The 23,490-nt window shown below is 62.6% G+C and carries 20 protein-coding genes, 1 tRNA gene and 1 pseudogene; 6 read left to right on the top strand and 16 right to left on the bottom strand.

What is annotated here, in order from left to right:
• Positions 1-48: 48 nt before the first annotated feature.
• The 8 genes from rseP to rpsB form a co-directional block, all read right to left on the bottom strand.
• Entirely contained in the window at positions 49-1,389 is a 1,341-nt protein-coding gene (gene rseP / locus HHL21_RS03090) for an RIP metalloprotease RseP (RefSeq protein ID WP_169463749.1), read from the bottom strand.
• Entirely contained in the window at positions 1,386-2,567 is a 1,182-nt protein-coding gene (gene ispC / locus HHL21_RS03085; protein ID WP_169463748.1) for a 1-deoxy-D-xylulose-5-phosphate reductoisomerase, read from the bottom strand. The genes rseP and ispC overlap by 4 nt, the downstream gene beginning before the upstream one ends.
• Positions 2,568-2,579: 12 nt before the next feature.
• Positions 2,580-3,410: a phosphatidate cytidylyltransferase gene (locus tag HHL21_RS03080; RefSeq protein WP_169463747.1), complete on the bottom strand. Its 831-nt coding sequence runs from the start codon at positions 3,408-3,410 to the stop codon at positions 2,580-2,582.
• Entirely contained in the window at positions 3,410-4,162 is a 753-nt protein-coding gene (gene uppS / locus HHL21_RS03075; RefSeq protein WP_169463746.1) for a polyprenyl diphosphate synthase, read from the bottom strand. Before uppS ends, HHL21_RS03080 begins: the two co-directional genes overlap by 1 nt.
• Positions 4,163-4,270: 108 nt before the next feature.
• A complete protein-coding gene (gene frr / locus HHL21_RS03070; protein ID WP_169463745.1) occupies positions 4,271-4,831 on the bottom strand; it encodes a ribosome recycling factor in 561 nt (186 codons plus the stop codon).
• 40 nt (positions 4,832-4,871) lie between these two features.
• Complete coding sequence (pyrH, locus tag HHL21_RS03065) at positions 4,872-5,588, bottom strand: UMP kinase (protein WP_169463744.1); 717 nt, start codon at positions 5,586-5,588, stop codon at positions 4,872-4,874.
• Positions 5,589-5,723: 135 nt separating this feature from the next.
• Positions 5,724-6,632, bottom strand: a complete 909-nt coding sequence (tsf, locus tag HHL21_RS03060; RefSeq protein WP_169463743.1) for a translation elongation factor Ts — start codon at positions 6,630-6,632, stop codon at positions 5,724-5,726.
• Between the two features lie 97 nt (positions 6,633-6,729).
• Entirely contained in the window at positions 6,730-7,476 is a 747-nt protein-coding gene (rpsB, locus tag HHL21_RS03055; RefSeq protein ID WP_169463742.1) for a 30S ribosomal protein S2, read from the bottom strand.
• A 291-nt stretch (positions 7,477-7,767) separates the two neighbouring features.
• Here rpsB and map point away from each other — a divergent pair, with 291 nt between their 5' ends.
• Genes map through HHL21_RS03035 form a run of 4 tightly spaced genes read left to right on the top strand, consistent with a single transcriptional unit; the run spans position 7,768 to position 13,582 of the window.
• On the top strand, positions 7,768-8,595 hold the full coding sequence (map, locus tag HHL21_RS03050) for a type I methionyl aminopeptidase (RefSeq protein WP_169463741.1): 828 nt from the start codon (positions 7,768-7,770) through the stop codon (positions 8,593-8,595).
• A gap of 4 nt (positions 8,596-8,599) precedes the next feature.
• Positions 8,600-11,170, top strand: a complete 2,571-nt coding sequence (locus HHL21_RS03045) for a [protein-PII] uridylyltransferase (RefSeq protein WP_169463740.1) — start codon at positions 8,600-8,602, stop codon at positions 11,168-11,170.
• Between the two features lie 26 nt (positions 11,171-11,196).
• Complete coding sequence (locus tag HHL21_RS03040; protein ID WP_169463739.1) at positions 11,197-11,943, top strand: pseudouridine synthase; 747 nt, start codon at positions 11,197-11,199, stop codon at positions 11,941-11,943.
• A gap of 25 nt (positions 11,944-11,968) precedes the next feature.
• Entirely contained in the window at positions 11,969-13,582 is a 1,614-nt protein-coding gene (locus HHL21_RS03035; RefSeq protein WP_169463738.1) for a M28 family peptidase, read from the top strand.
• Between the two features lie 12 nt (positions 13,583-13,594).
• On the opposite strand, the gene HHL21_RS03030 is transcribed toward HHL21_RS03035, so the two are convergent.
• The 5 genes from HHL21_RS03030 to HHL21_RS03010 all read right to left on the bottom strand — a co-directional run bounded on the left by HHL21_RS03030 (position 13,595) and on the right by HHL21_RS03010 (position 18,199).
• Positions 13,595-15,985, bottom strand: coding sequence for an FG-GAP-like repeat-containing protein (locus HHL21_RS03030; RefSeq protein WP_169463737.1), 2,391 nt, complete (start codon positions 15,983-15,985; stop codon positions 13,595-13,597).
• Between the two features lie 159 nt (positions 15,986-16,144).
• The gene (locus HHL21_RS03025; RefSeq protein ID WP_169463736.1) at positions 16,145-16,978 is read right to left on the bottom strand and encodes an IS1380 family transposase; all 834 of its coding nucleotides are present in this window, start codon (positions 16,976-16,978) and stop codon (positions 16,145-16,147) included.
• Positions 16,978-17,370 carry a transposase gene (locus HHL21_RS21885; protein ID WP_169463735.1) on the bottom strand — a complete coding sequence of 131 codons (393 nt, stop codon included), beginning with the start codon at positions 17,368-17,370 and terminating at the stop codon, positions 16,978-16,980. Before HHL21_RS21885 ends, HHL21_RS03025 begins: the two co-directional genes overlap by 1 nt.
• 73 nt (positions 17,371-17,443) lie before the next feature.
• Positions 17,444-17,519, bottom strand: a tRNA-Lys gene (locus HHL21_RS03015).
• Positions 17,520-17,596: 77 nt separating this feature from the next.
• Positions 17,597-18,199 carry an IMPACT family protein gene (locus HHL21_RS03010; RefSeq protein ID WP_169463734.1) on the bottom strand — a complete coding sequence of 201 codons (603 nt, stop codon included), beginning with the start codon at positions 18,197-18,199 and terminating at the stop codon, positions 17,597-17,599.
• A gap of 89 nt (positions 18,200-18,288) precedes the next feature.
• Here HHL21_RS03010 and HHL21_RS03005 point away from each other — a divergent pair, with 89 nt between their 5' ends.
• Positions 18,289-20,268 carry a helicase-related protein gene (locus HHL21_RS03005; RefSeq protein WP_169463733.1) on the top strand — a complete coding sequence of 660 codons (1,980 nt, stop codon included), beginning with the start codon at positions 18,289-18,291 and terminating at the stop codon, positions 20,266-20,268.
• A gap of 40 nt (positions 20,269-20,308) precedes the next feature.
• Entirely contained in the window at positions 20,309-21,298 is a 990-nt protein-coding gene (locus HHL21_RS03000) for an MBL fold metallo-hydrolase (RefSeq protein ID WP_169463732.1), read from the top strand.
• A 35-nt stretch (positions 21,299-21,333) separates the two neighbouring features.
• Here the strand turns inward: HHL21_RS03000 and HHL21_RS02995 are convergent, their stop codons facing one another.
• From HHL21_RS02995 to HHL21_RS02985, 3 genes and pseudogenes are all read right to left on the bottom strand, one after another.
• Entirely contained in the window at positions 21,334-21,669 is a 336-nt protein-coding gene (locus HHL21_RS02995) for a CzcE family metal-binding protein (RefSeq protein ID WP_169463731.1), read from the bottom strand.
• Positions 21,670-21,678: 9 nt separating this feature from the next.
• Positions 21,679-22,713, bottom strand: a complete 1,035-nt coding sequence (locus HHL21_RS02990; RefSeq protein WP_169463928.1) for an IS630 family transposase — start codon at positions 22,711-22,713, stop codon at positions 21,679-21,681.
• Positions 22,709-23,296, bottom strand: a pseudogene (locus HHL21_RS02985) (transposase); the annotation flags it as partial. The gene HHL21_RS02990 and the pseudogene HHL21_RS02985, both read right to left, overlap by 5 nt.
• Between the last annotated feature and the right edge of the window lie 194 nt (positions 23,297-23,490).

Genomic DNA, 23,490 nt, shown 5'->3' with positions numbered 1-23,490 from the left:
GGTCGATCAATAGGCACAATACGTTACTCGGGACTGCAGGCACGGGCTTTACAGCAGCCGCGCCACGTCGTTGAAGACGGCTAGCGCCATCAGCATCACCAGCATGGCGACGCCAGCGCGCTGCGCAAATTCGGCGATCCGCTCCGGCAAGGGGCGTCCGGTCAAAACTTCCAGCGAATAATACAGCAAAAGGCCACCATCCAGAACCGGAATTGGTAACAGATTCATCACACCCAGACTGATGCTGATGGAGGCGATGAAGATCAGGAAGGTCACCACGCCCATGCGCGCGGTCTGCCCCGCGTAGTCGGCAATCGTGATCGGGCCGGTGACGTTCTTCAGCGAGACTTCGCCGGTGATCATCTTGCCGATCATCTTGACCGTCAATGCGCTGGTCTCCCAGGTCTTGCGTACCGCCTTGCCGACTGCCTCCAGCGGGCTTGACGCCACCCTCACCATCTCCGGCGCCAGCGCCACTTCAGCCTTGATGCGGCCATAGCCGGTTTCAGGGTCGAGCTCCGGCGCCACCGGGATCGTAATTACGCTCCCGTCCCGCGTGACAGCGACCTGCACGGTGCGGCCGCCCGCCTTGCGCAGCGCTTCGATGAAAGCGATGCCGTCCGGGACCGGCTTGCCGTCGATGGCGGTCACCAGGTCGCCGCTTTCCAGGCCCGCGCGTTCGGCCGCGCCGCCTGGGATGATCTTGCCCAGCACCGGCGCCGGGCGCGCCACGCCGATGCCGATCGCGCCAAGCAGGTCGGCGTCGGCGTCCAGCCCCTCGAACGAGGCGGCAGGCAACACCAGGTCGACGCGGCCTTGCGACTCGCGTTCAACCTGCAACTGCACGTCGCGCTTGTCCAGCGCCGACGAAATGACTTCCCAATTGAGCTCGGACCATGCACCAACCTGCTCGCCATTGACCGCAACGATCTGGTCGCCGCCGCGCAGGCCAGCCTGCCAGGCCGGCGTGGTCTCGGGCATGAAGCGGATGCGCGTGGAAGGTTCGGCGATGCCATACATGAACAGGCCGGCGAACACCACGATGGCGAGAATGAAGTTGGCGATCGGGCCGGCGGCCACGATGGCGATGCGGCGCCAGACGCTCTTGCGGGTGAATTCGTGCTGCTCATCGCCGGGCGCCAGCGGCGGCGCGTCCGGGTCGCGGCTGTCGAGCATCTTGACGTAGCCGCCCAGCGGCAGGATCGACACGGCCCATTCGGTCTGGTCCTTGCCGAAACGGCGCGACCACACCACCTTGCCCATGCCGACCGAGAAGCGCAGCACCTTGACGCCGCACAGCCGCGCCACCGCGTAGTGACCGAGTTCATGGAAGATGATCAGCGGCCCCAGCGCCAGCAGGAAGGCGAGCACTGTCTGGATGAAGTTCATCGCTGGATGCCTGCGACGATGGCTTCGGCGGCGCTGCGCGCCCTGGCGTCCTGCGCCATGACGGCGTCGATGCTGCTGGCGGCGCCGTGGTCGTTTTCGTGCATCACGCGCGCGATCACGCGGTCGATGTCGCGGAAGCCGATGCGGTGTTCGAGGAAGGCCTGCACGGCAATCTCGTTGGCCGCGTTGAGCAGGGCCGGCGCGGTGCCGCCTGCCTCAAGCGCTTCGAACGCCAGCGCCAGGCACGGGAAGCGCTGGTAGTCCGGCTTTTCGAATTGCAGGGTGCCGATGGCGATCAGGTCCAGCTGCGCCACTCCGGACTCGATCCGCTCAGGGAAAGCCAGCGCGTGGGCGATCGGGGTGCGCATGTCGGGGTTGCCCAGCTCGGCGATCACCGAACCGTCGACGTAGGACACCATCGAATGGATCACGCTTTGCGGGTGGATGACGACCTCGATCTGGCTTGCCGGCGCGCCGAACAGCCAGTGCGCCTCGATGACTTCGAGGCCCTTGTTCATCATGGTGGCCGAATCGACCGATATTTTGCGGCCCATGACCCAGTTCGGGTGCTTGCATGCCTGCTCCGGGGTCACCGCTTCGAGCGTCTCGACGGCGCGCGCCAGGAATGGCCCGCCGGAGGCGGTCAGCAGGATCTTGGCGACGCCGGCGCCGCGCGGTGAACGCGCATACGACTGGGGCAGCGACTGGAAGATCGCATTGTGTTCGCTGTCGATCGGCAGCAGGGTCGCGCCATTTTCCTCGACCGCGTCCATGAACAGCTGGCCGGACATGACCAGCGCTTCCTTGTTCGCCAACAGGATCTTCTTGCCGGCGCGGGCAGCGGCCAGGGTGGGCGCCAGCCCGGCCGCGCCGACGATGGCGGCCATCACGGTGTCGGTGTTGGAGCTGGAGGCGACTGCGCACAGCGCTTCCTCGCCGTACGCCACCTCGGTGCGCAGGCCTTTTTCGCGCAGCAGGCTTGAGAGCTTTTGCGCCGCTTCGGCGCTGCCGACCACGGCGTGCGCGGGGCGGAACTGCTCGCACTGCGCAGCCAGTTCTTCGACCCGGCCATGCGCGGTCAGCGCGAAGACCTTGTATTTTTCAGGATGACGCGCGAGCACGTCCAGTGTCGACACGCCGATCGAGCCGGTCGCGCCAAGGATTGTGATGCTTTGCATAGTGCGCCTTCTTTAAAGCCAGGCGTCGATCAGCGCGGCGAATGGCAAGACCGGGACCAGTGCATCGATCCGGTCCAGCACCCCGCCGTGGCCAGGCAGCAGGTTGCTGCTGTCCTTGACGCCGGCGCGGCGCTTGAGCATCGATTCGAACAGGTCGCCGACCACGCTGGCGGCGACGATCACGGCAAGGATCGCCATGGCGGCAAGCCAGCCACGCGACGATTGGAGTTTGACGACGAAGGTGTCGGCCGCCATCGGGCTGCCGGACAGGATCACGGCGGCCGCGAGCAGCAGCACGGCGATGGCGCCGCCGATCGCGCCCTCCCACGATTTGCCCGGCGAGATGGACGGCGCCAGCTTGCGCTTGCCGAACGCCTTGCCCGAGAAGTAGGCGCCGATGTCGGCCACCCACACCAGGGCCATCACCGACAGCAGGTAGATTGGCGAGTGCTGGTAGAACACCACCATCGCAGCGAAGCAGCCGACCAGCGAGAGCCCGTACACGGTGCCAAGCAGCGTGTTGCCGATGCCTTGCGGCGGCGGCAGCCCGTGTCCAAGCGCGGGCACGAAACGCACCAGCCAGATCGCGGCGCACAGCGCGAACCAGAACTGGGTCGACTGGTTGGTCTGGAACAGGAAGGTGTATGCGAACGCGGCGCCCCAGAACAGCGAGATCGCGAGCGCCTGTTTTTTGGAGGAGCCGAACAGCTGGAACGCTTCCCAGACCGCGGCGACCAGGAACAGCACGATGGCCGCGGCGAACAGCTGATAGTAGCCGCCGAACAGGATGCCCAGCAATGCGACGAGCAGGACGACGGCGGTGATGACGCGGGTCTTCAGCATTATGCGCTCTCTCCCGCCAGCTGGTCGCCGGTGCGGCCGAAGCGGCGTTCGCGCGCCTGGTAGGACACGATCGCGGTGTCGAGCGCCTCGACGCCGAAATCGGGCCAGTAGGTATCGGTAAAGTACAGCTCCGAATACGCGAGCTGCCACAGTAAAAAGTTGGAGATGCGCTCTTCGCCGCCGGTGCGGATGAACAGGTCGGGCTCGGGCGCATAGGCCATGGCCAGGTGTTCGGCCAGTTGTTCTTCGGTGAACTCGGTCGCGCCGGAATGGGCGGCGACCATTTTTCCGGCGGCCTGCATGATGTCCCAGCGTCCGCCGTAATTGGCGCAGATGGTGACGGTCAGGCGGGTGTTGTTGGCGGTGCGGCGCTCGGCTGCGGCGATCATCTCCTGCAGCTTGGCGTCGAAGCGCGACAGGTCGCCCACGACCTTCAGGCGGATGTTATTGGCGTGCATTTTCGATACTTCGCGTTCGAGGGCGGTCACGAAGAGGCGCATCAGCAGCGACACTTCTTCTTCGGGACGGCGCCAGTTCTCGGACGAGAAGGCGAACAGGGTCAGATATTCGATGCCGCGCAGCGCGCAGGCTTCCACGACGCCGCGCACGGCTTCGACACCCTTGACGTGGCCGGCCACGCGCGGCATGAAACGTTTGGTCGCCCAGCGGCCATTGCCGTCCATGATGATGGCAACGTGGCGCGGCATTTTCGCCACTTCAGGGACTGCTGTCGTCGAACTCTTGAAAATCATAGATCCTGGGCCAGAAAAAACGTAGGGCGGATAAGCGCAACGGGCTCGGCGCCCCCCGGCATCCGCCGAGCATGCGTTCATGGCGGGGAACCCGCCAACATGCAATTATTACACGGTCAGGACTTCTTTCTCTTTTTCGGCGACGGTCTTGTCGATGTCGACCACGAACTTGTCGGTCAGCTTCTGGATCTCGTCCGATGCGCGGCGCTCTTCGTCTTCCGAGATCGCCTTGTCCTTGACCAGCTTCTTCAGCGATTCGTTGGCGTCGCGGCGGATGTTGCGCACGGCGATTTTCGCGTCTTCAGCCTCGCCCTTGCACAGCTTGACCATCTCCTTGCGGCGCTCTTCGGTCAGCGCCGGCGTCGGCACGCGGATCATGTCGCCCTGCGACGATGGGTTCAGGCCCAGGTCGGAGTCGCGGATCGCTTTCTCGATGGTGCTCGCCATCTTCTTTTCGAACGGCTGCACGCCGATGGTGCGGGCGTCGACCAGGGTCACGTTGGCGACCTGGGTCAGCGCGGTCGGCGAACCGTAGTATTCAACCATGATGTGGTCGAGGATGCCGGTGTGGGCACGGCCGGTACGGACCTTGGCCAGGTCGGCCCTGAGGGTCTCGATCGACTTGTTCATGCGGTCTTGCGCGCTTTTCTTAACGTCAGCGATAGTCATGCTGCTCTCCTGTATTCGGTGGTTATTGTTTGCTTGGTTCTTAAACGTGGACCAGCGTGCCTTCGTCTTCGCCCATCACGACGCGCATCAGCGCGCCCGGCTTGACGATCGAGAAGACCTTGATCGGCAGCTTCTGGTCGCGGCACAGCGCGAACGCGGTGGCGTCCATGACCTGCAGGTGCTTGGCGATGGCTTCGTCAAAGTTGATCGACTCGTAGCGGGTGGCGCTCGGGTCCTTCTTCGGATCGGCAGTATATACGCCATCGACCTTGGTTGCCTTGAGGACGATCTCGGCGCCGATCTCGGAGCCGCGCAGCGCAGCCGCGGTGTCGGTGGTGAAGAACGGGTTGCCGGTGCCGGCGGCGAAGATGACGACCTTGCCCTCTTCCAGGTACTGCAGCGCCTTCGGGCGCACGTATGGCTCGACGACCTGCTCGATGCCGATCGCCGACATCACGCGCGCGACGATGCCCACGTGGCGCATCGCGTCGGCCAGGGCCAGCGCGTTCATCACGGTGGCCAGCATGCCCATGTAGTCGGCGGTGGCGCGGTCCATGCCCTGCGCACCAGGCGCAACGCCGCGGAAGATGTTGCCGCCGCCGATGACCACTGCCAGTTCCACGCCCGATTTCGCCACTTCCGCGATGTCGGCGACCATGCGCTCGATCGTCGCACGGTTGATGCCATAGGCATCGTCACCCATCAGAGCTTCGCCAGACAGTTTCAGGAGTACGCGTTTGTAAGCTGGTTTTGACATGTGTGGGCTCCTAAAATGACAGTTGTATTCGGGTCCGGACAGCAAGCGGCTTGTGGCCGCCCGCCAGCCCTCACCCGCCAGTGCTGGCAGGTGGCGCGAGTTAAAAAAACGGGCCTTCCGGCCCGCTTTTCAAACTTACTGCTTCGAAGCAGCCATTTGCGCAGCAACTTCTGCTGCGAAATCGTCCTGCTTCTTCTCGATGCCTTCGCCAACAACATACATCGTGAATGCTTTCACGGTGGTGTTCTTTTCTTTCAGCATCTGTTCGATCGACTGCTTGTCGTTCTTAACGAACGCCTGGTTCAGCAGCGATACTTCTTTCAGGTATTTCTGTACCGAACCTTCGAGGCGCTTGGCCAGGATTTCCGGCGACTGGGCTGGCTTGCCTGCGGCAGCAGCTGCGTCAGCGTCTTCCTGTGCTTTCAGCGCAGCAACCGAACGCTCTTTTTCGATCAGTTCTGCAGGAACCTGGTCAGCCGACAGCGACACTGGCTTCATTGCAGCGATGTGCATTGCAACATCCTTGCCAACCTGCTCGTCCGCGCCGTCGAACTCTACCATGACGCCGATACGGGCGCCGTGCAGGTACGAAGCCAGCTTGCCGGTGGTTTCGAAACGCTGGAAGCGGCGGATCGACATGTTTTCGCCGATTTTACCGATCAGGGCAGCACGCACTTCGTCCAGGGTCTTGCCGTCCAGCGGCAGTGCCAGCAGGGCTGCAACGTCAGCCGGGTTGTGCTCGGCGACCAGGCGGGCTGCATTGTTTGCCAGCGCCATGAAGTCGTCGTTCTTTGCCACGAAGTCGGTTTCACTGTTCACTTCTACCAGGGCGCCAACGCCGCCGGAGATGAACGATGCTACCACGCCTTCAGCGGTGATACGGGACGATGCTTTCGATGCCTTGCCGCCCAGCTTGACGCGCAGGATCTCTTCCGCACGGTCCATGTCGCCTTCGGCTTCGGTCAGTGCTTTTTTGCATTCCATCATTGGCGCATCGGTCTTGGCGCGCAGTTCGCCAACCATTGCTGCAGTAATCGCTGCCATAAGAATTCTCCTAAGTTATTTCGTATTCTGTTTAAAAAAAAGGGGAGCAGATGCTACCCCTTTTTCTACGTGATCAGCAGGTCGCCCTGCCGCCGGCTTATGCCTGGTCGGAAACTTCGACGAACTCGTCCGACGACTTAGCCATCTGAACGACTTCGTTGGTCGCGTTAGCGCGGCCTTCGAGGATCGCGTCAGCGACGCCGCGAGCGTACAGGGCGATCGCTTTCGAGGAGTCATCGTTACCTGGGATGACGTGGGTCACGCCTTCTGGCGAGTGGTTGGTATCAACCACGCCGATGACTGGGATGCCCAGCTTGCCAGCTTCGGTGATCGCGCCCTTGTGGTAGCCGACGTCGACGACGAAGATAGCGTCAGGAACGCCGCCCATGTCCTTGATGCCGCCGATGGCCTTCTGCAGCTTGATCATCTCGCGCTGGAACATCAGGTTTTCTTTTTTCGACAGTTGCTCAGCCGAACCGTCAGCGATTGCTGCTTCCATGTCCTTCAGGCGCTTGATCGACGTCTTGATCGTCTTGAAGTTGGTCAGCATGCCGCCCAGCCAGCGCTGGTCAACGAAAGGAACGCCGGCACGAGCGGCTTCGGCAGCGATGATGTCGCGTGCCTGGCGCTTGGTACCAACCATCAGGATCGTGCCGCGGTTAGCGGAGATCTGCTTGATGGTCTTCATTGCTTCTTGATACATACTCATCGTCTTTTCCAAGTTGATGATATGGATCTTGTTGCGGTGGCCGAAGATGAAAGGAGCCATCTTTGGGTTCCAGAAACGGGTTTGGTGACCGAAGTGGACACCGGCTTCCAGCATTTCACGCATTGTTACGGACATGTGATTCTCCAGGGTTGGGTCTGGAATCCGGCCAGTCACCTCGAGGGCACCCTTTGAGGCCGGATTCGCGATTTAACAAGTATTTTGACAACATCGCTTGAAAACGTAAATCAAGCAACCCGAGATTCTAGCGGGTTTTGGCCATCTTTTCAAGTGGCGCGTGTATTGGAATGCCTGCATGAAGGTCGACGAAGGTTGCCCTTTTCCGCCCCACGGCCTACGTGATGCCCTTCGATCACTTATAATGTGGACATTCCCGCTTTGAACCGCTTTCTGTCGATTGTGACCACTATGTCCACCATTTCCATTAAAACCCCCGAAGAAATCGAAGGCATGCGCCTCGCTGGCCGCCTTGCTTCCGAAGTCCTCGACTACATCACCCCGTTCGTCAAGGTTGGCGTCACCACCGGCGAACTCGATCGCCTGTGCCATGAATACATGGTCAACGTGCAGGGCACGATCCCGGCGCCGCTGAACTACTGCCCGCCCGGCTACACCCCGTACCCGAAAGCCATCTGCAGTTCGGTCAACGACGTGATCTGCCACGGCATCCCGGGCGACAAGGTCCTCAAGAATGGCGACGTGGTCAACCTCGACATCACCGTCATCAAGGACGGCTACCACGGCGACAACAGCCGCATGTACTTCATCGGCGAACCGTCGATCCTGGCGCGCCGCCTGTCGGAAGTGACTTATGAGTGCATGTGGCTCGGCATCTCCAAGGTCCGCGCCGGCGCCCACTTGGGCGATATCGGCCACGTGATCCAGCAGCACGCCGAAAAGAACGGCTACAGCGTGGTGCGCGAGTTCTGCGGCCACGGCATCGGCAAAGTGTTCCACGAAGAGCCGCAGGTACTGCACTACGGCCGTCCGGGCACTTTGGAAAAACTCGAAGCGGGCATGATCTTCACGATCGAGCCGATGATCAACGCCGGCCGCCGCGACATCCGCGAAATGGGCGACGGCTGGACCATCAAGACCAAGGATCGCAGCCTGTCGGCGCAGTGGGAACACACTATCCTGGTCACCGAGACCGGCTATGAAGTACTGACCCAGTCGGCCGGCACCCCACCTCCGCCGGCCATCGTCGGCGCCCCGGCGCAAGCTGTAGCGGCGTAAAGCCATGCCAGCGGCGGCGCACAAAAACGAAACGCGCGACCTGCTCAAGCAAAGGCTGAAAGCGGACCGCGCGCTGCTCATCGCCGCCTTCCGCGAGGACGGCAAACCCGAGAGACTGCTGCGCTGCCTGCGCCAGAGCGTCGACGCCGTCCTCACCGATGCCTGGAACGCCTCCGGCCTGCCGCCTGACGCGGCGCTGGTCGGCGTGGGCGGCTACGGCCGCGGCGAGCTGTTTCCATTTTCCGACGTCGACCTCCTGATCCTGCTGGCCGAACCGGCCAACGCGCTGACGCAGGCGCGCCTCGAAGGCCTGGTCCAGCTGCTGTGGGACCTTGGCCTCGAAATCGGCCACAGCATCCGCACCGTCGACGAATGCCTGGTCGAGTCGGAGGCCGACATCACGGTCCAAACCAGCCTGCTGGAAGCGCGCCTGATCACCGGCGGCGGCGCCGTATTCAAACAGCTCCAGCAGCGCTATCTCGCGGCGATGAACCCGCAGGCCTTCTTTCAGGCCAAGATGGCCGAGATGCGCCTGCGCCACGCCAAATACGAAGACACCGCGTTCAGCCTCGAGCCGAACTGCAAGGAAAGCCCCGGCGGACTGCGCGACCTGCAAGCGATCCTGTGGGTCGCCAAGGCTGCGGGCCTGGCCAATTCGTGGGGCCAGCTGGCCACGCGCGGCCTGATCACGCAGACCGAGGCGCGCCAGCTGATGGAAAAGGAAAGCGCCTTCAAGGACATCCGCGTCCGCCTGCACCTGCAAGCCAACCGCCGCGAAGACCGCCTGCTGTTCGACCTGCAAACGCCGATCGCGGGGACCTTCGGCCTGAAGACCACTCAGTCCCGCCGCGCCAGCGAATACCTGATGCAGCGCTACTACTGGGCCGCCAAGACGGTCACCCAGCTCAATACCATCCTGCTGCAGAACATCGAGGCGCAGCTGTTCCCGCAGGACTCGGTGCCGGCAGCGATCAACGAGCGCTTCAACGATGTCGGCGGCTTCATCGACATCGCCGACGACAATACCTTCGAGACGACGCCCTCCTCCATCCTCGAAATGTTCGTGCTGATGACGGAGCGGCCGCACCTGAAAGGCATGACGGCCCGCACCATGCGCGCGCTGTGGCACGCGCGCTCGATGATCGATGCCGGATTCCGCGCCGACCCGGTCAACCGCAACAGCTTCCTGCGCATCCTGCAGGCGCCGGTCGGCCTGGTGCACGCGCTGCGCCGCCTGAACGACACCGGCGTGCTGGGACGCTACCTCCCGAGCTTCCGGCCGATCATCGGCCAGATGCAGCACGACCTGTTCCACGTCTACACGGTGGACCAGCACATCATGATGGTGGTGCGCAACATGCGCCGCTTCACGATGACCGAGCACGCGCACGAGTATCCGTTCTGCAGCCAGCTGATCGCCAATTTCCCGCGCTCCTGGCTGCTGTACGTCGCCGCGCTGTTCCACGACATCGCCAAGGGCCGCGGCGGCGATCACTCGATCCTCGGCGTGGCCGACGTGGTGCAGTTCAGCGAGGACCACGGCATCAGCGCAGAGGACACCGAACTGGTGGCCTTCCTGGTCAGGGAGCACCTGGTCATGTCGACCGTCGCGCAGAAGCAGGACATGTCGGACCCCGACGTGATCCAGGCCTTCGCCAACCTGGTCAAGGACGAACGCCACCTGACCGCGCTCTACCTCCTCACCGTGGCCGACATCCGCGGCACCAGCCCGAGGGTCTGGAACGCCTGGAAGGCCAAGCTGCTGGAAGACCTGTACCGCATCACCCTGCGCGTGCTGGGCGGCGAGCCGCCGTCGGCCGACCGCGAACTGAAGAACCGCCAGGTCGAAGCGATGGCCACGCTGCGCCTGTTCGGCCTGCCGCCGGACGCGCACGAAGCGCTGTGGGCGCAGCTGGACATGGCCTACTTCCTGCGCCATGACGCCTCCGACATCGCGTGGCAAACCCGTTCGCTGTACGACCGCATCGACAGCGAGCGGCCGGTGATCAAGTGCCGCCTGGCGCCAATCGGCGAAGGCTTGCAGGTGACGGTGTACCTGAAGGACCAGCCAGACCTGTTCGCGCGCATCTGCAGCTACTTCGACCGCAAGAACTTCAGCATCCTCGACGCCAAGATCCACACCACGCGGCACGGCTACGCGCTCGACACCTTCCTCGTCACCGAGCAGAATTTCGCCAAGAGCTACCGCGATATCATCAACCTGATCGAGCACGAAATCTGCGAACTGCTGGTGTCGCAGACGCCGCTGCCGGTGCCGACGCGCGGGCGCCTGTCGCGCCTGTCGCGCACCTTCCCGATCGCGCCGACGGTCGACCTGCGCCCGGACGAACGCGGCCAGTACTACCTGCTGTCGATTGCGGCCAACGACCGTACCGGCCTGCTGTACTCGATCGCCAATGTCCTCACGCGCTACCGCATCAACGTCCACACCGCCAAGATCATGACGCTCGGCGAGCGTGTGGAAGACGTGTTCCTGATCGACGGCGCGGTACTGAACAACGCACGCAACCAGATCCAGCTCGAGACCGACCTGCTCGACGCCCTCAAAGTTTAAACAGCACTCCAATCGTAAAGAACACAATGACTGAATTAGTACGCCTTTCGAAACGCATGTCCGAACTCGGGCTTTCTTCGCGCCGCGAAGCAGATGAATGGATCTCCCGCGGCTGGGTACGCGTCGACGGCCAGGTGGTGTCGGAACTGGGCAGCAAGGTGCTGCCGCACCAGAAAATCACCGTCGAGCGCCAGGCCGCCGCCGAGCAGTCCAAGCGCGTGACGATCCTGATCAACAAGCCGATGGGCTATGTCAGCGGCCAGGCCGAAGACGGCTACACGCCGGCGGTGGCGCTGATCAAACCGGAGAACCGCTGGGAAGACGATCCGTCGCCCGAGACCTTCCACCCGACGCAGCTGCGCAGCCTCGTGCCGGCCGGCCGCCTCGACATCGACTCGGTCGGCCTGCTGATCCTGACCCAGGACGGCCGCGTTGCCAAGACGCTGATCGGCGAGACCACCACCGTCGAGAAGGAATACCTGGTGCGCGTCGAGTACACCAAGGAAGGCAAGCTGCCCGAGTCCGACCTGAAGAAGCTGTGCTTCGGCCTTTGGATGGATGGCAAGCCGCTGCTGCCGGCAAAGGTACGCTGGCAAAACGACGACCAGCTAAGCTTCACCCTCAAGGAAGGCAAGAAGCGCCAGATCCGGCGCATGTGCGACATGGTTGGACTCAAGGTGGTCGGCCTGAAGCGCGTCCGCATCGGCAAGGTCAAGCTGGGCGACCTGCCGGTCGGGAAATGGCGCTACCTGCGTCCTGACGAACAATTTTGATGCCTGTTTTAGATCCGGAGACCTGATGCGTAAATTCCCTGTACTTGCTGCCGGCGCGATCCTGGCAAGCCATGCTGCTATCGCTGCTGCCCAAACCGTGACCGAAGCGCCGCTGCGTGCGCACCTCGCCTTCCTCGCAGACGACCTGCTCGAAGGCCGCGGCACCGGCCAGCGCGGCGGCGAACTCGCCGTCAAGTACATCGAAACGCAGGCCGCCATCATCGGCCTCAAGCCGGCGCTCGGCAAAGGTTACCGCCAGCCGGTCAAGATCGTCGGCAGCAGGACTCTCCCGACCAGCTCGGTCAGGTTCGAAGCAGGCGGCAAGGCGTTTGCGCCGGTGCTGGGCAAGGACATCGTGTTCGCCAACGCCAACGACGCGGCCCAGACGCGCTTCGAGGCGCCGATGGTGTTCGTCGGCTACGGCATCGACGCTCCCGGCGAAAAATGGAACGACTACGCTGGAACCGACGTCAAGGGCAAGGTTGTCGTCATGATGGTCAACGACCCGAAGCCGACCGCCCAGGAGCCGAACCGCTTCGCCGGCAAGTCGCTGACCTGGTACGGCCGCTGGATCTACAAGTTCGAGGAAGCAGTTCGCCAGGGCGCCGCGGGCGTGCTGCTGATTCACACGACGGACTCGGCATCGTATCCGTGGAGCGTGCCTGCGAATGGCTTCGCGCGCGAGCAGTTCCGCCTTGCCGGCAAAGGCAACGCGATGCAGGGCTGGATTCATGAAGACACCGCACGCAGCCTGTTCGCCGCTGGCGGCCATGACCTCGACGCGCTGCGCGCGAAAGCGGAAGTGCGCGGCTTCAAGCCGGTCGACCTTGGCGCCAGGGCGATGGTCGCAATCGACAGCCAGCACCGCAACATCGAAGAGACCAACGTCGCCGGTATTGTTCCGGGCACCGATCCGAAACTGAAGGACCAGGCGGTGATTTACTCGTCGCACTGGGACCACCTCGGCAAGCTTGAAGTGCCGGGCCAGCCGGACCACATCTGGAATGGCGCCATCGACAATGCGTCCGGCAGCGCGGCGCTGCTGGCCATGGCGCAGGCCGCGGTCGCCAAGCCAGCCAAGCGCACCCAGATCTTCCTGTGGACGGCGGCCGAGGAACAAGGCCTGATCGGGGCAACGGGCTACACCCGCAACCCGATCTGGCCGCTGGCGAAAACCGCAGCGGACCTGAATCTCGACAGCCTGAATTTCGTCGGCCGCACGCGCGACATCGGCGTGGCCGGTTCGGAACGCAGCAGCCTGCACGCCAGCGCGGCCAAGGTAGCGAAGGCAATGGGCCTGCGGCTGGCGCCGACCGTCCCTGACCTCGGCGGCGCCTTCTTCCGCGCCGACCATTTCGCGTTCGCCAAGGCCGGCATCCCGGCATTCAACGTCGGATCGGCCGTGTTCTCGGGCGACGGCTCGTTCGACTTCGAGCACGACCACTCGGCGTCGAGCCAGAAGATGGTTGGTTTTACCAAGCACTATCACCAGGTCAGCGACGAATACAACCCGGCGTGGAACCTGTCGGGCATGGTGCAGCAGGCGCAGTTTACCTTGAACCTCGGTTACGAAGTGGCGAATGCGCCGTCGATGCCTACCTGGAACAAGGGTGAAGCGTTCGGCGAAGTGAAGCGTTAAGACGCGGGCTGGTCAGCTGTACGGCACGTACTCCATGCCGGCCTGGATCGTGCCGATGACCTGTGCCTGGTTCTCGGGACTTTCCCCGAACGACGCCAGCACGTCACCTCGCGCAACGCCGCGGTCCAGTATGGAAAGCCAGAACGCCATGCCGTCTTTATCCGGAAGCCGGTGCAGCACGTTCGCGTACATGGCGGTGACAAATTGTTCGCCGCTTGCGGTAGCACCGACCAGCGATATGAACTCTGGACTGGACGCGAGAGCGCCAGCGACGGCTTGCAGGCTTGCGCCCTTTTCCATCTGGGTCAGCCAGAAACCAAAGCCGGCAGCGTCCGGCTTGCGGTCAAAGGCCGCCTGGTAGAGGCGATACGTCTGGCCGGCAGCGCCGTCCACATCGAACGCCACCGCCGCATCGCCGAACACCGCCCTCTCGATGTGCGTCATCGCGACATTACCGGCTGCGCCGGTAATCGTGACGCCGCTTGCGGCGCTGCCCGTCACGGAATAGTCCGCGCGCGCGCCGCTGAACCTGACGATATCCATTCCGCCTGCGCCATCGAACACGTTACGTCCGTCGCGCGGGACGAAGGTATCGTTCCCCGCTGAGCCGAGCAGTTCCTCACCGCCGAAATTTGCCCGGTAGACGTGGTCGTTGGGCAGGTAGTTCGACAGAGGGATCATTCGCAGGTTCCCCGCCGCGGAGAGCAGGTCAGCCATCCCGTCGCCCTGCAGGTCGATAGCGGCGGTACGTTCCCCCGGTCCGGATTGCCAGTGCTGCGTGAAATGGCCTTTCCCGTCATTCAGATAGACCGACGACCTGACCGTTCCGCCCGCGCTCTCGGCCAGGATATCCATCGCACCATCCCGGTTGAAATCGACGGGCGTAAGCGACATCAGCCAGCCCCCGGCGTCAGGGGTTTTGTCCTGCGGAAGGCGAATCACGGTCTCATCGCGGAAGTGCCCGGTCCCGTCATTCACGAGCAACTGGATATAGGCGGTGCGGTAAAACACATCGTTCGTGCCGCCATTTGTGATGCTCAGCATCAGGTCAGCAAAGCCATCGCCGTTCAGGTCGATGGGCTCCACGTCGAGCACAATTTCCTTGTCGATTCCGCTGGCCGGCAAGGCAATCGAAGCCTGGCGCGAGAAATCGCCAGTTCCGTCGTTGAGGAGTACCTTGCTTTCGTGCTTGCCCATGGTACCGTCCCAAGTACCCAGGATGAGGTCGGGCCGGCGGTCGCCGTTAACATCGACAATCCCCGAAAAGGTGTGCGATTCCGGGTAATCGCCATAACTAGTGTGCCCGAGCGGCCGAGGAAGCTTTCCCGGCCGCGCAGAATTGAAGTGCCCCGTGCCATCGTTCATCAGCAGCAGGCTTCCTTCGTCCAGTGTGTTCAACAGGACGTCAGCGAAGCCGTCGCCGTTAAGGTCGCCAGTGCTGCCTCCATGATTCAATTCCAGCGTGCGCGGCAGGGTCGCGCTCACGTCCGCCAGCGTGCCGGCCGATGGCGACGACAGGTACAGGCTGTTCTGCCCACCGGGGAATGGCGGCGCGTCGCCGCCGAAGTTCAGCTGGAACAGGTCGCTGCGGCCATCGTTGTTAAAGTCGGCAACAAGGGTGCGCCCCCCGCCGACAGCGTTCATCGCGGAACCATTCGCAAACACCGCCGCGGTCTGGTCGGAAAAATGTCCCTGCCCGTCGCCGAGGAAAATGAAGGCCGGCGCGGGCGCGGTGCCCGTTCCAACCTGGGTCACGATCGTGAAGTCGGCCTTGTTGTCTCCGTTGAAGTCGCCCGTCGTAAATTGCGATAATCCGGCCAACTTGGGCACTGCCACGTTGAACGCGGTGTAGCCGCTGCGGAAACTTCCCACATAATCGCTCCGGTGAATCGCGGCGTCGTCCGCGCCCTCGCCGACAAATTCGATCTTCGCGATCCCGTGCAGTGTATCGACTCCGGTGTCGCCGTTCGGGAATCGTTTGGTGACCGTAAAGCTGTCCGAGGCCGCTTCATAGACAACGCTGGCATCGGTCGATTTAACAAAGAAGTAGCTTACCGTATCGTAACCGCCACCTCCGGCATAACGATTGTTACCCAGTCCTCCATGGAACGATTCGTCGGCGCCGCTGCCGGTGAGTGAATCGTCATGAGCGGAGCCCTGCACCACCTTGATTCCCTCCAGCCTGTCGACGGAGCCGAAACCGTCGCGCACGGTTCCGTCGGCCAGATTAATGGTCACACCCGTGGGAGAGTCCCAGTAGACAACCGTGGTCCCCTCGCCGATCGACACGATGAGGTCATCGCCGCGTCCCCCGACGACGAGCGCATACGCGGCGAACACAGTGTCGTTGCCGTCCCCGGCGCGGATAACGCTGCCTAGCCTGGATGTTTCATAAACTGCCACTACGGCGCCGGCTCATCGATACAGGACTTCCTCGACAGCGATTGTGACGGCGCGGGCAATAGCTCCCCTACCCAACTAAACGGGACGTCAAATGGAGCGGCATGAGGTTGATGGATGACGGTGGGGTGGTCAGTTCTCGGCAGACCGGACGTGGCTTACTCAGGACGAGTTGAAGAAGCTTGCCGGTGTCGGCAGATACAGACGCTCGGTCAAGGTCCGCAGCAGATGTTTGACCGGGCACGCGCTCGGCAGATGAAGGACGATCTTGTTCTTGTACTGCCTGACCTGCACGGCGATCTTGAACAGTTTGGAGATGACCGTTGATGGTTGCGCCTGCGACAGCGCGGTATGCTGCAGTGCCTGCGTTCTCAGTTGCTGGTGCAAGATATAAGCGGCGGCATGCAGCAGAAGGCGCATGCAGTTGGCGAGAAAGCTGGTACAGGAAGTGCGGTCGGCGGCCAGATCGTCCTTGAGATGCTTGATATGGTTTTCGGCTTGACCGCGCCCGCAATAAATGTCTTCGTACAGCGTGCCCGCATCGAGTCCGGGAAGCGAGGTCACGATGAAGCGTGTGTTCTCGCCGAGCGCCATGACTTCGGCCTTCATCAATACCCGCCATGCCCTCGGCCATGAGCGGGCCTTGTAATCAAACTCGTCGAACAGGCGCAAGGCATTCGGCACCACGTCCTGGGATTGCGCTGCTACCCACTGGTCGATGGCACGAAGTCTCGTGGGCTCGGCCATCTCAAGCAGCTTGACGTTGCAGGAGAAGCCGAAAATGAAGTCGATGTTCGGCATGCTGTCGATGAGGCCCATCAGTTCAGGTCCGCTGAAGTGGCCGTCGCCCCGAACGAGAATATGGGTATCGGGGAAATGGAGGCGAATCAGTTTTAAAACACGGCGCATGATCATCGCGTTCTCGTCGCCAAATGGCCGCTTGCCGGGTCGAAGAACGGCAGCGATCAAGCCGCCTGTCTTCCCGTCGAAGATCATCAGCGGCAGGTAGCAGGTCGAACCATAGTGTGGTTATAGAACGCCAGCGGCTGCTGGCCGTAGCACGCATCTTCCGAGTGATCGAGGTCAAGAATCAGGCTCTTCGGCGGGCTGGCGAAGCTGGCAATATACTGTTCCACGAGCGCTTCGCTGACACGGTAAATGTCCTGACGGCTTGCCGCGTGCTCGAAGCGCGAAATAGTCGCTCCCGACGCCAGCGCGGCATCATCGTCGAACGGCAGGCGCGCGGCGCCAAGTTTGAACATCGGGTCGTGGCGCAAACTGTTCGCGTCATTGCCATCCTCGTAGCCGCAGCCAATTTGGTAGATGCGCTGCGTCAGAATATCGTGATATGAATGGCTGACGTAACTCTGATGGCGACGGTCAGGCAAGGCGGACCTTTTCCAAAGCGACCAGAAAGCAAAAAGCCCACGAACGCAAATTCGTGGGCTTCGTACTAATTCGTGGTAGGCCGTGCGGGATTCGAACCTGCGACCAACGGATTAAAAGTCCGCTGCTCTACCAGCTGAGCTAACGACCCGAAAGGGGCCACATTAAATGGCGGCCCCGCCGAGTTGGCAAGGGATGGTGAAGGGCTGGAAAATGCTACGGCGCGTTCTATTCGATTGCATCGTCATCTGCCAGCCAGAGGATGCGGCCGTGGCCCGCTTCGCTCAGGCTGGCCTGCAGCGCCGCGGCGGCCGCGTCCGGCAGACTGAAGGCCAGGGTCACGTCGTCGCCATGCTCGACCTGCTCCAGCGTGGCGCGCGCGGCCTCGATTTCGCGCCGCAACATGCCTTCCATGGCATATGGCACCTTGCAGCGCAGCGTGCGCAAACGTACTATGGCGGCCTTCTCCGTTTTGAGCAGGGCTTGCGCCACGCTGTCGGTATAGGCGCGCACCAGGCCGCCGGCGCCCAGCTTCACGCCGCCGAAGTAGCGCACCACGGTAGCCAGCACGCCTTCCAGGTCCTGGTGGCGCAGCACGTCGAGCATGGGCCGGCCGGCTGTGCCACTGGGCTCGCCGTCGTCGACGGCCGCCGACTGGCCACCGGCCAGCAGTGCCCAGCACACGTGGGCCGCGCCCGGATGTTGTTCCCACAGCGCGGCCACCACCGCCTGGGCGGTGGCGCGGTCGGTCATGGGCTGGACGCAGCAGATGAAGCGGCTTTTTTTGATAATCAGCTCGCTGTGCGCGGCTGCGGTGATTGTTTGAGGCATTGATAATACGGTGTACCAGCACCAGCTTGAAGCGTTGAATGGTGCAGAATACCCTGCAACCCCACTCCAGTCCACACGAGCGTTTTGAGATGACATCCAATTTTCCCCCGTCCACCCCGGCCGACCACGACGACGATCACGGCAGCGACGACGTGCTGTGCCGCGACTTGGGTCTGCCGGCCCGGGGCATCCAGCTGGTCAAAATGGAGGGCCGCGTGTTCCTGCGCTTCTCCGGCACGGTGGCGGAGGAGGATCTGCGCGTGCCGTACCAGCTGGTGCCGGCGCAAGGCGTGCTGGCCAAGCCGTCCAAATGGCGCAAGTTGAGCGCAGACGACCGCGCCCAGCTGCTGCGCGAGCGCACCGGCGAGCAGGCCGTGGACGAGCTGCGCGCCGCTACCGCCGCCTTCGTGCGCGAGATGGCGCTGGAGTGCGACGATTTCGGCCTGGACCCGATGAGCTTTTTGCACACGCTGTCCGATTTGCAGACCTCGGAAATGGCCAGCGTGGTGTTCGGGCGCATCCGCCAGCGACTGGAGTACGCCATCGAGCGTCAGCGCGAGGAGCGCCATGCCGAGCGCACCAAGCAAAGCATCAACTTGGCCGAGTATCCGGAGTCTTTCGAGGTGGCGCGCCGTCTGCCGCGCCGCTTCATCGCCTTGCTGGGGCCGACCAACTCCGGCAAGACGCACCGCGCCATCGAAGCGCTGGCCAAGGCGCCGAGCGGCATTTACCTGGCGCCGCTGCGGCTGCTGGCGCTGGAGAACTATGAGCGCCTGCAGGCCTTCGCCCCGCACGGCAAGCCGCTGGCGGTGAGCCTGGTCACCGGTGAGGAGCGCCGCATCGCCGAGGGCGCCACGCACGTGGCCAGCACGGTGGAAATGCTGGACACGCGCACGCCGGTGGACGTGGCGGTGATCGATGAGATCCAGATGCTGGCCGACCGCGACCGGGGCGCCGCCTGGACCGCCGCCGTGTGCGGCGCGCCGGCCCGCACCATCTACCTGCTTGGCGCGCCCGAGGCACGCCGCGCGATCGAAGCGCTGGCCGAGCGGCTGGAGTGCCAGCTGGAGGTGCACATCCTGAAGCGCAAGGCGCCGCTGTCGATGGAGCCAGGCGCGGTGCGCAAGATCCGTGGCCTGCGCAAGGGCGACGCGGTGATCGCTTTCTCACGCCGCGACGTGCTGATGTGGCGCGACATGGCGACCGAGGCCGGGCTGTCGGTCGCCACCGTGTACGGCAACCTGTCGCCCGAAGTGCGGCGCGCGCAGGCGCAGCGTTTCCGCGACGGTCAGGCCGATGTGGTGGTGGGCACGGACGCGATCGCGATGGGCTTGAACATGCCGATCTCGCGCATCGTGATGACCACCTCGGTCAAGTACAACGGCTACGAGGAGGAGGAAATCTCGGCTTCTCTGGCGCGCCAGATTGCCGGCCGCGCAGGGCGCTACGGCATCCACGAGGAAGGCCTGGTGGCCGGCTACGACGACAACACGCACCAGGTGATGCGCGCGCTGCTGAAGGAGAAACTGGCGCCGCTGAACGCCAGCGGCTTTTCGGTGGCGCCGACCCTGGAGCACCTGCACCGCATCGCCTCGGTCACCAGCGAAACCTCGCTTGCCAAGCTGCTCAAGCGCTTCGTGTACAACATCGATGTGCCGGACGGCTTCTTCTACCCGCGCATCACGGAGGACCAGTCGACGCGCGCGGCCTGGCTGGACAGCCTGGAGCTGTCGGTGGCCGACAAGTTCACGCTGTCGCTGGTGCCGGTGTCGAGCAAGGTGTTGTCGCTGCAGCGCGCGTGGGAACACTGGGCCACTTCGCTGTCGCGCGGTAAAGTGACGCGCCTTAAGCAGGACGACTTCGCGCTGTTCCGCTGTAGCCGGCAGGAAGTGGAGGATACTTGCCGCCTGTACTCTGCCTACGCGTGGCTGGGCTACCGCTTGCCCGAGCATTTCCCCGACATCGAGCTGGCGCAAAGCCTGTCGCGCATGGCCTCGGAGCGCGTCGACTCCCTGCTGCAGCAGCAGAACGCCGCCACCCGCCGCAAGCAGCCCAAGCGCTTCCGCTGACAGGCGCGGGAACTCATTTCAATTGATAGCCGGAGAAATCATGGACTTTTTTCAGCGATTGCGACTGCCCCAGGTAGATGTATTGGCCGCCATCTTGTCGACCGCCTTGATAGGCATGCCGCAGCTGTGCGCCGCGCAAGACGCAACACCGTCCGTCGCTGCGCTGGAGCTGGTCGTACTTGGTTCCGGCGGCCCCGGCGCCACTGGACGTGCAGGTGCTGGATATGTGGTGCTATTGGACGGTACGCCGCGCATCCTGGTGGACGCGGGACCTGGCACGTTTGTGCGCTTGGGCGAGGCGAACCTGGCGCTGGCCAGGATGGACATTGTGTTACTGACCCATCTGCATGCTGACCACGCAGGCGGCTTGCCAGGTTTGGTGAAAGCGCGCGCAGTCAGCACGCGCGGCAACATCGCGTTCCAGGTGTTTGGTCCGAGTGGCAGTACGGGTGGCAAAGACAAGGCCGGTGAAACGGCTGCGATATTTCCCTCGACAAGCCGCTACATCGACCTGATGTTTGGAAAGCAGGGCGCGTTCAGCTATCTGAGCGATTTCTCCGCGCCGATTACTTTCACAGCAAATAGCCTGTTCGCGGCACGCCAAGCGGGCCGCGCGCCCAGCGTCATCGTGAACAAGGACGGCCTGGTCATCAGCGCTATTGCGGGACATCACCGCGATGCGCCTGCCGTCATCTACCGTGTGGATTACAAAGACAAGAGCATCACCTTCAGCGGAGATATCGATCCTCTGGGCCATGCTGCGCTGCGCTCTATCGCGCAAGGTACACAGCTACTGGTGTTTAACACCGTGGTGCTGGATCCTCCCGGTGCACCGGCGATACTCTACACCTTGCATACCTCACCGTCCGACATTGGGAGAATTGCCCAGCAGGCCAGGGCAGGTGGGCTGCTGCTGAGTCATATCTCGCCTGCCGTGGATGGAAACCGCGAGGCCGTTACCAAGTCCATACGCCAAAACTACCTTGGGCCGTTGACATTCGCGGAAGATGGTTTGCGTTTGCAGCAATAAGCCGCGCTACCACCCGCCGCAAGGGCTCGTGCGTCTTAGCTTTGGTACAGCGGGTTGGCGGCGACGTACACGCGCACATTGGCGGCCTGCGCAGCTTGCGGGACGATCTTGGACAGATCGAGCACGCTCTCGCGGTGGAAGGTATTGAAGTGCCAGCGGATGCTTTGGCCGTCAATCTTGAATTCCACGGTTTCGCCGTTGGTGACGTTGACGACTTTGGTGGACGCGTCGATCACGATGGTGCGGTCGACTGGTGCGGTCAGCGCAACGTAGCCATAATCGGCACCGGTGTTGGTCAGGCCAGCGGCGCCAGCGGCGCCGCCCAGCAGGGCGGTGATCAGGACGAAAGTTGCGCGGTTAAATTTTTGCATGACATGCTCCTAGTGTCCTGAGTTAGAAATTCGCAAACAAAATCTCTCAATGCTGGCCAGGATCGCGTCAGCGGATTTTGTCCAGATGAACGGCTTTGGCTCAGTGTTGTTAATCTTGAGGTAGGCGCGAATCGCATCCTCAAGTTGGCGGGTCGAGCGATGGGTTCCGCGGCGAATCTGCTTTTCAGTCAATGTGGCAAACCAGCGTTCGACCTGGTTGAGCCATGAAGCGGAGGTCGGCGTGAAATGGACCTTGAAACGGGGATGGCGGGCAAACCACCTGCGGATGGTCAGCGTCTTGTGTGTGCCGTAGTTGTCCATCACCAGATGAATGTCGAGATCACTTGGAACCGACGCTTCAATGGTGCGCAGGAATTTCAAGAACTCACTGCTGCGATGGCGCCGGTGTAGTTCTCCGATGACCTTGCCTGTGGCGATATCGAGGGCGGCGAACAGGGTGGTCGTGCCGTGACGCTCGTAATCATGTGTGCGTCGCTCCGCGATGCCGGGAGCCAGCGGCAGCATGGGCTGGGTTCTGTCGAGCGCCTGGATCTGGCTTTTTTCATCAACGCATAGCACCATGGCCTTAACGGGCGGGTCCATGTACAGGCCCACGATGTCGCGGGTCTTTTCAACAAAGTGCGGGTCGGTGGAAAGCTTGAACGTTTCCTGCCGATGGGGCTGCAAACCGAAGGCGCGCCAAATCCGGCTGACCGCTGATTGCGACAGCTTCGCCTCGCGTGCCATCGTCCGTGTGCTCCAATGCGTGGCATTCTTCGGCTGGCCTTCCAACGTCTTGGCGATGACGGCCTCGACACGCGCATCGTCTATCGTGCGCGGCGTCCCCGAACGCGGCGCATCGCGCAGCCCATCGAGGCGTTCCTTCACGAAGCGACCGCGCCACTTGCACACGGTCTGCTGGGTCACTGCAAGCTTGACCGCAACAGCGCTGCTGTCGGCGCCGTCCGAACAGGCAAGAACGATCCTCGAACGTAAGGCAAGTGCTTGCGCCGTCTTATGCCGCCTTGCCCAAGCCTGCGGCAGCGATCAAGCCGCCTGTCTTCCCGTCGAAGATCATCAGCGGCAGGTAGCAGGTCGAACCATAGTGATGGTTATAGAACGCCAGCGGCTGCTGGCCGTAGCACGCATCTTCCGAGTGATCGAGGTCAAGAATCAGGCTCTTCGGCGGGCTGGCGAAGCTGGCAATATACTGTTCCACGAGCGCTTCGCTGACACGGTAAATGTCCTGACGGCTTGCCGCGTGCTCGAAGCGCGAAATAGTCGCTCCCGACGCCAGCGCGGCATCATCGTCGAACGGCAGGCGCGCGGCGCCAAGTTTGAACATCGGGTCGTGGCGCAAACTGTTCGCGTCATTGCCATCCTCGTAGCCGCAGCCAATTTGGTAGATGCGCTGCGTCAGAATATCGTGATATGAATGGCTGACGTAACTCTGATGGCGACGGTCAGGCAAGGCAGCCGCGAGGCGCTTGGTCAATCCAATCTGGAGATCGACGCCACGCAACAAAACCGGACCGAGATCGGACGACAAACCGCCGCCGGCGAAATCGGCGCGAACGCTGTGGGCTGGAATGGATGCAAAACGGAGCTGCTCTGGGGTAGAATTCATGCCGGGCAAGATGTGTTCGTGTTGACGAATGTGTTTTAGGGATAACTCACATTTTATCAATCACTTACGGCATTCTTGCCCTTTTTTATGCAAAATTCAGGCTAGTGGGATGTTCAGCGCAGCCTGGTTGATGACATCCGCTCCCGGTGTTCCTTGATAGTCCATCTGATCTGCCTGTTATCTAAGATTAAATA

The sequence above is a fragment of the Massilia polaris genome (assembly GCF_012927275.1).
GTDB lineage: Bacteria > Pseudomonadota > Gammaproteobacteria > Burkholderiales > Burkholderiaceae_D > Telluria_A > Telluria_A polaris.
Note: the sequence above shows the minus strand (reverse complement) of the source record. Positions and strands in the feature narration are given on the sequence as shown.

Excerpts from the sequence above, each read along its gene's own strand:
- rpsB (WP_169463742.1), bottom strand. The coding sequence starts at position 7,476 with ATGTCCGTAACAATGCGTGAAATGCTGGAAGCCGGTGTCCACTTCGGT.
- HHL21_RS03025 (WP_169463736.1), bottom strand. The coding sequence starts at position 16,978 with ATGATCTTCGACGGGAAGACAGGCGGCTTGATCGCTGCCGTTCTTCGA.
- HHL21_RS03080 (WP_169463747.1), bottom strand. The coding sequence starts at position 3,410 with ATGCTGAAGACCCGCGTCATCACCGCCGTCGTCCTGCTCGTCGCATTG.
- HHL21_RS03005 (WP_169463733.1), top strand. The coding sequence starts at position 18,289 with ATGACATCCAATTTTCCCCCGTCCACCCCGGCCGACCACGACGACGAT.
- pyrH (WP_169463744.1), bottom strand. The coding sequence starts at position 5,588 with ATGTCAAAACCAGCTTACAAACGCGTACTCCTGAAACTGTCTGGCGAA.
- HHL21_RS03045 (WP_169463740.1), top strand. The coding sequence starts at position 8,600 with ATGCCAGCGGCGGCGCACAAAAACGAAACGCGCGACCTGCTCAAGCAA.
- HHL21_RS03040 (WP_169463739.1), top strand. The coding sequence starts at position 11,197 with ATGACTGAATTAGTACGCCTTTCGAAACGCATGTCCGAACTCGGGCTT.
- HHL21_RS02995 (WP_169463731.1), bottom strand. The coding sequence starts at position 21,669 with ATGCAAAAATTTAACCGCGCAACTTTCGTCCTGATCACCGCCCTGCTG.
- tsf (WP_169463743.1), bottom strand. The coding sequence starts at position 6,632 with ATGGCAGCGATTACTGCAGCAATGGTTGGCGAACTGCGCGCCAAGACC.
- map (WP_169463741.1), top strand. The coding sequence starts at position 7,768 with ATGTCCACCATTTCCATTAAAACCCCCGAAGAAATCGAAGGCATGCGC.
- HHL21_RS03000 (WP_169463732.1), top strand. The coding sequence starts at position 20,309 with ATGGACTTTTTTCAGCGATTGCGACTGCCCCAGGTAGATGTATTGGCC.
- uppS (WP_169463746.1), bottom strand. The coding sequence starts at position 4,162 with ATGATTTTCAAGAGTTCGACGACAGCAGTCCCTGAAGTGGCGAAAATG.
- ispC (WP_169463748.1), bottom strand. The coding sequence starts at position 2,567 with ATGCAAAGCATCACAATCCTTGGCGCGACCGGCTCGATCGGCGTGTCG.
- rseP (WP_169463749.1), bottom strand. The coding sequence starts at position 1,389 with ATGAACTTCATCCAGACAGTGCTCGCCTTCCTGCTGGCGCTGGGGCCG.
- HHL21_RS03010 (WP_169463734.1), bottom strand. The coding sequence starts at position 18,199 with ATGCCTCAAACAATCACCGCAGCCGCGCACAGCGAGCTGATTATCAAA.
- frr (WP_169463745.1), bottom strand. The coding sequence starts at position 4,831 with ATGACTATCGCTGACGTTAAGAAAAGCGCGCAAGACCGCATGAACAAG.
- HHL21_RS03035 (WP_169463738.1), top strand. The coding sequence starts at position 11,969 with ATGCGTAAATTCCCTGTACTTGCTGCCGGCGCGATCCTGGCAAGCCAT.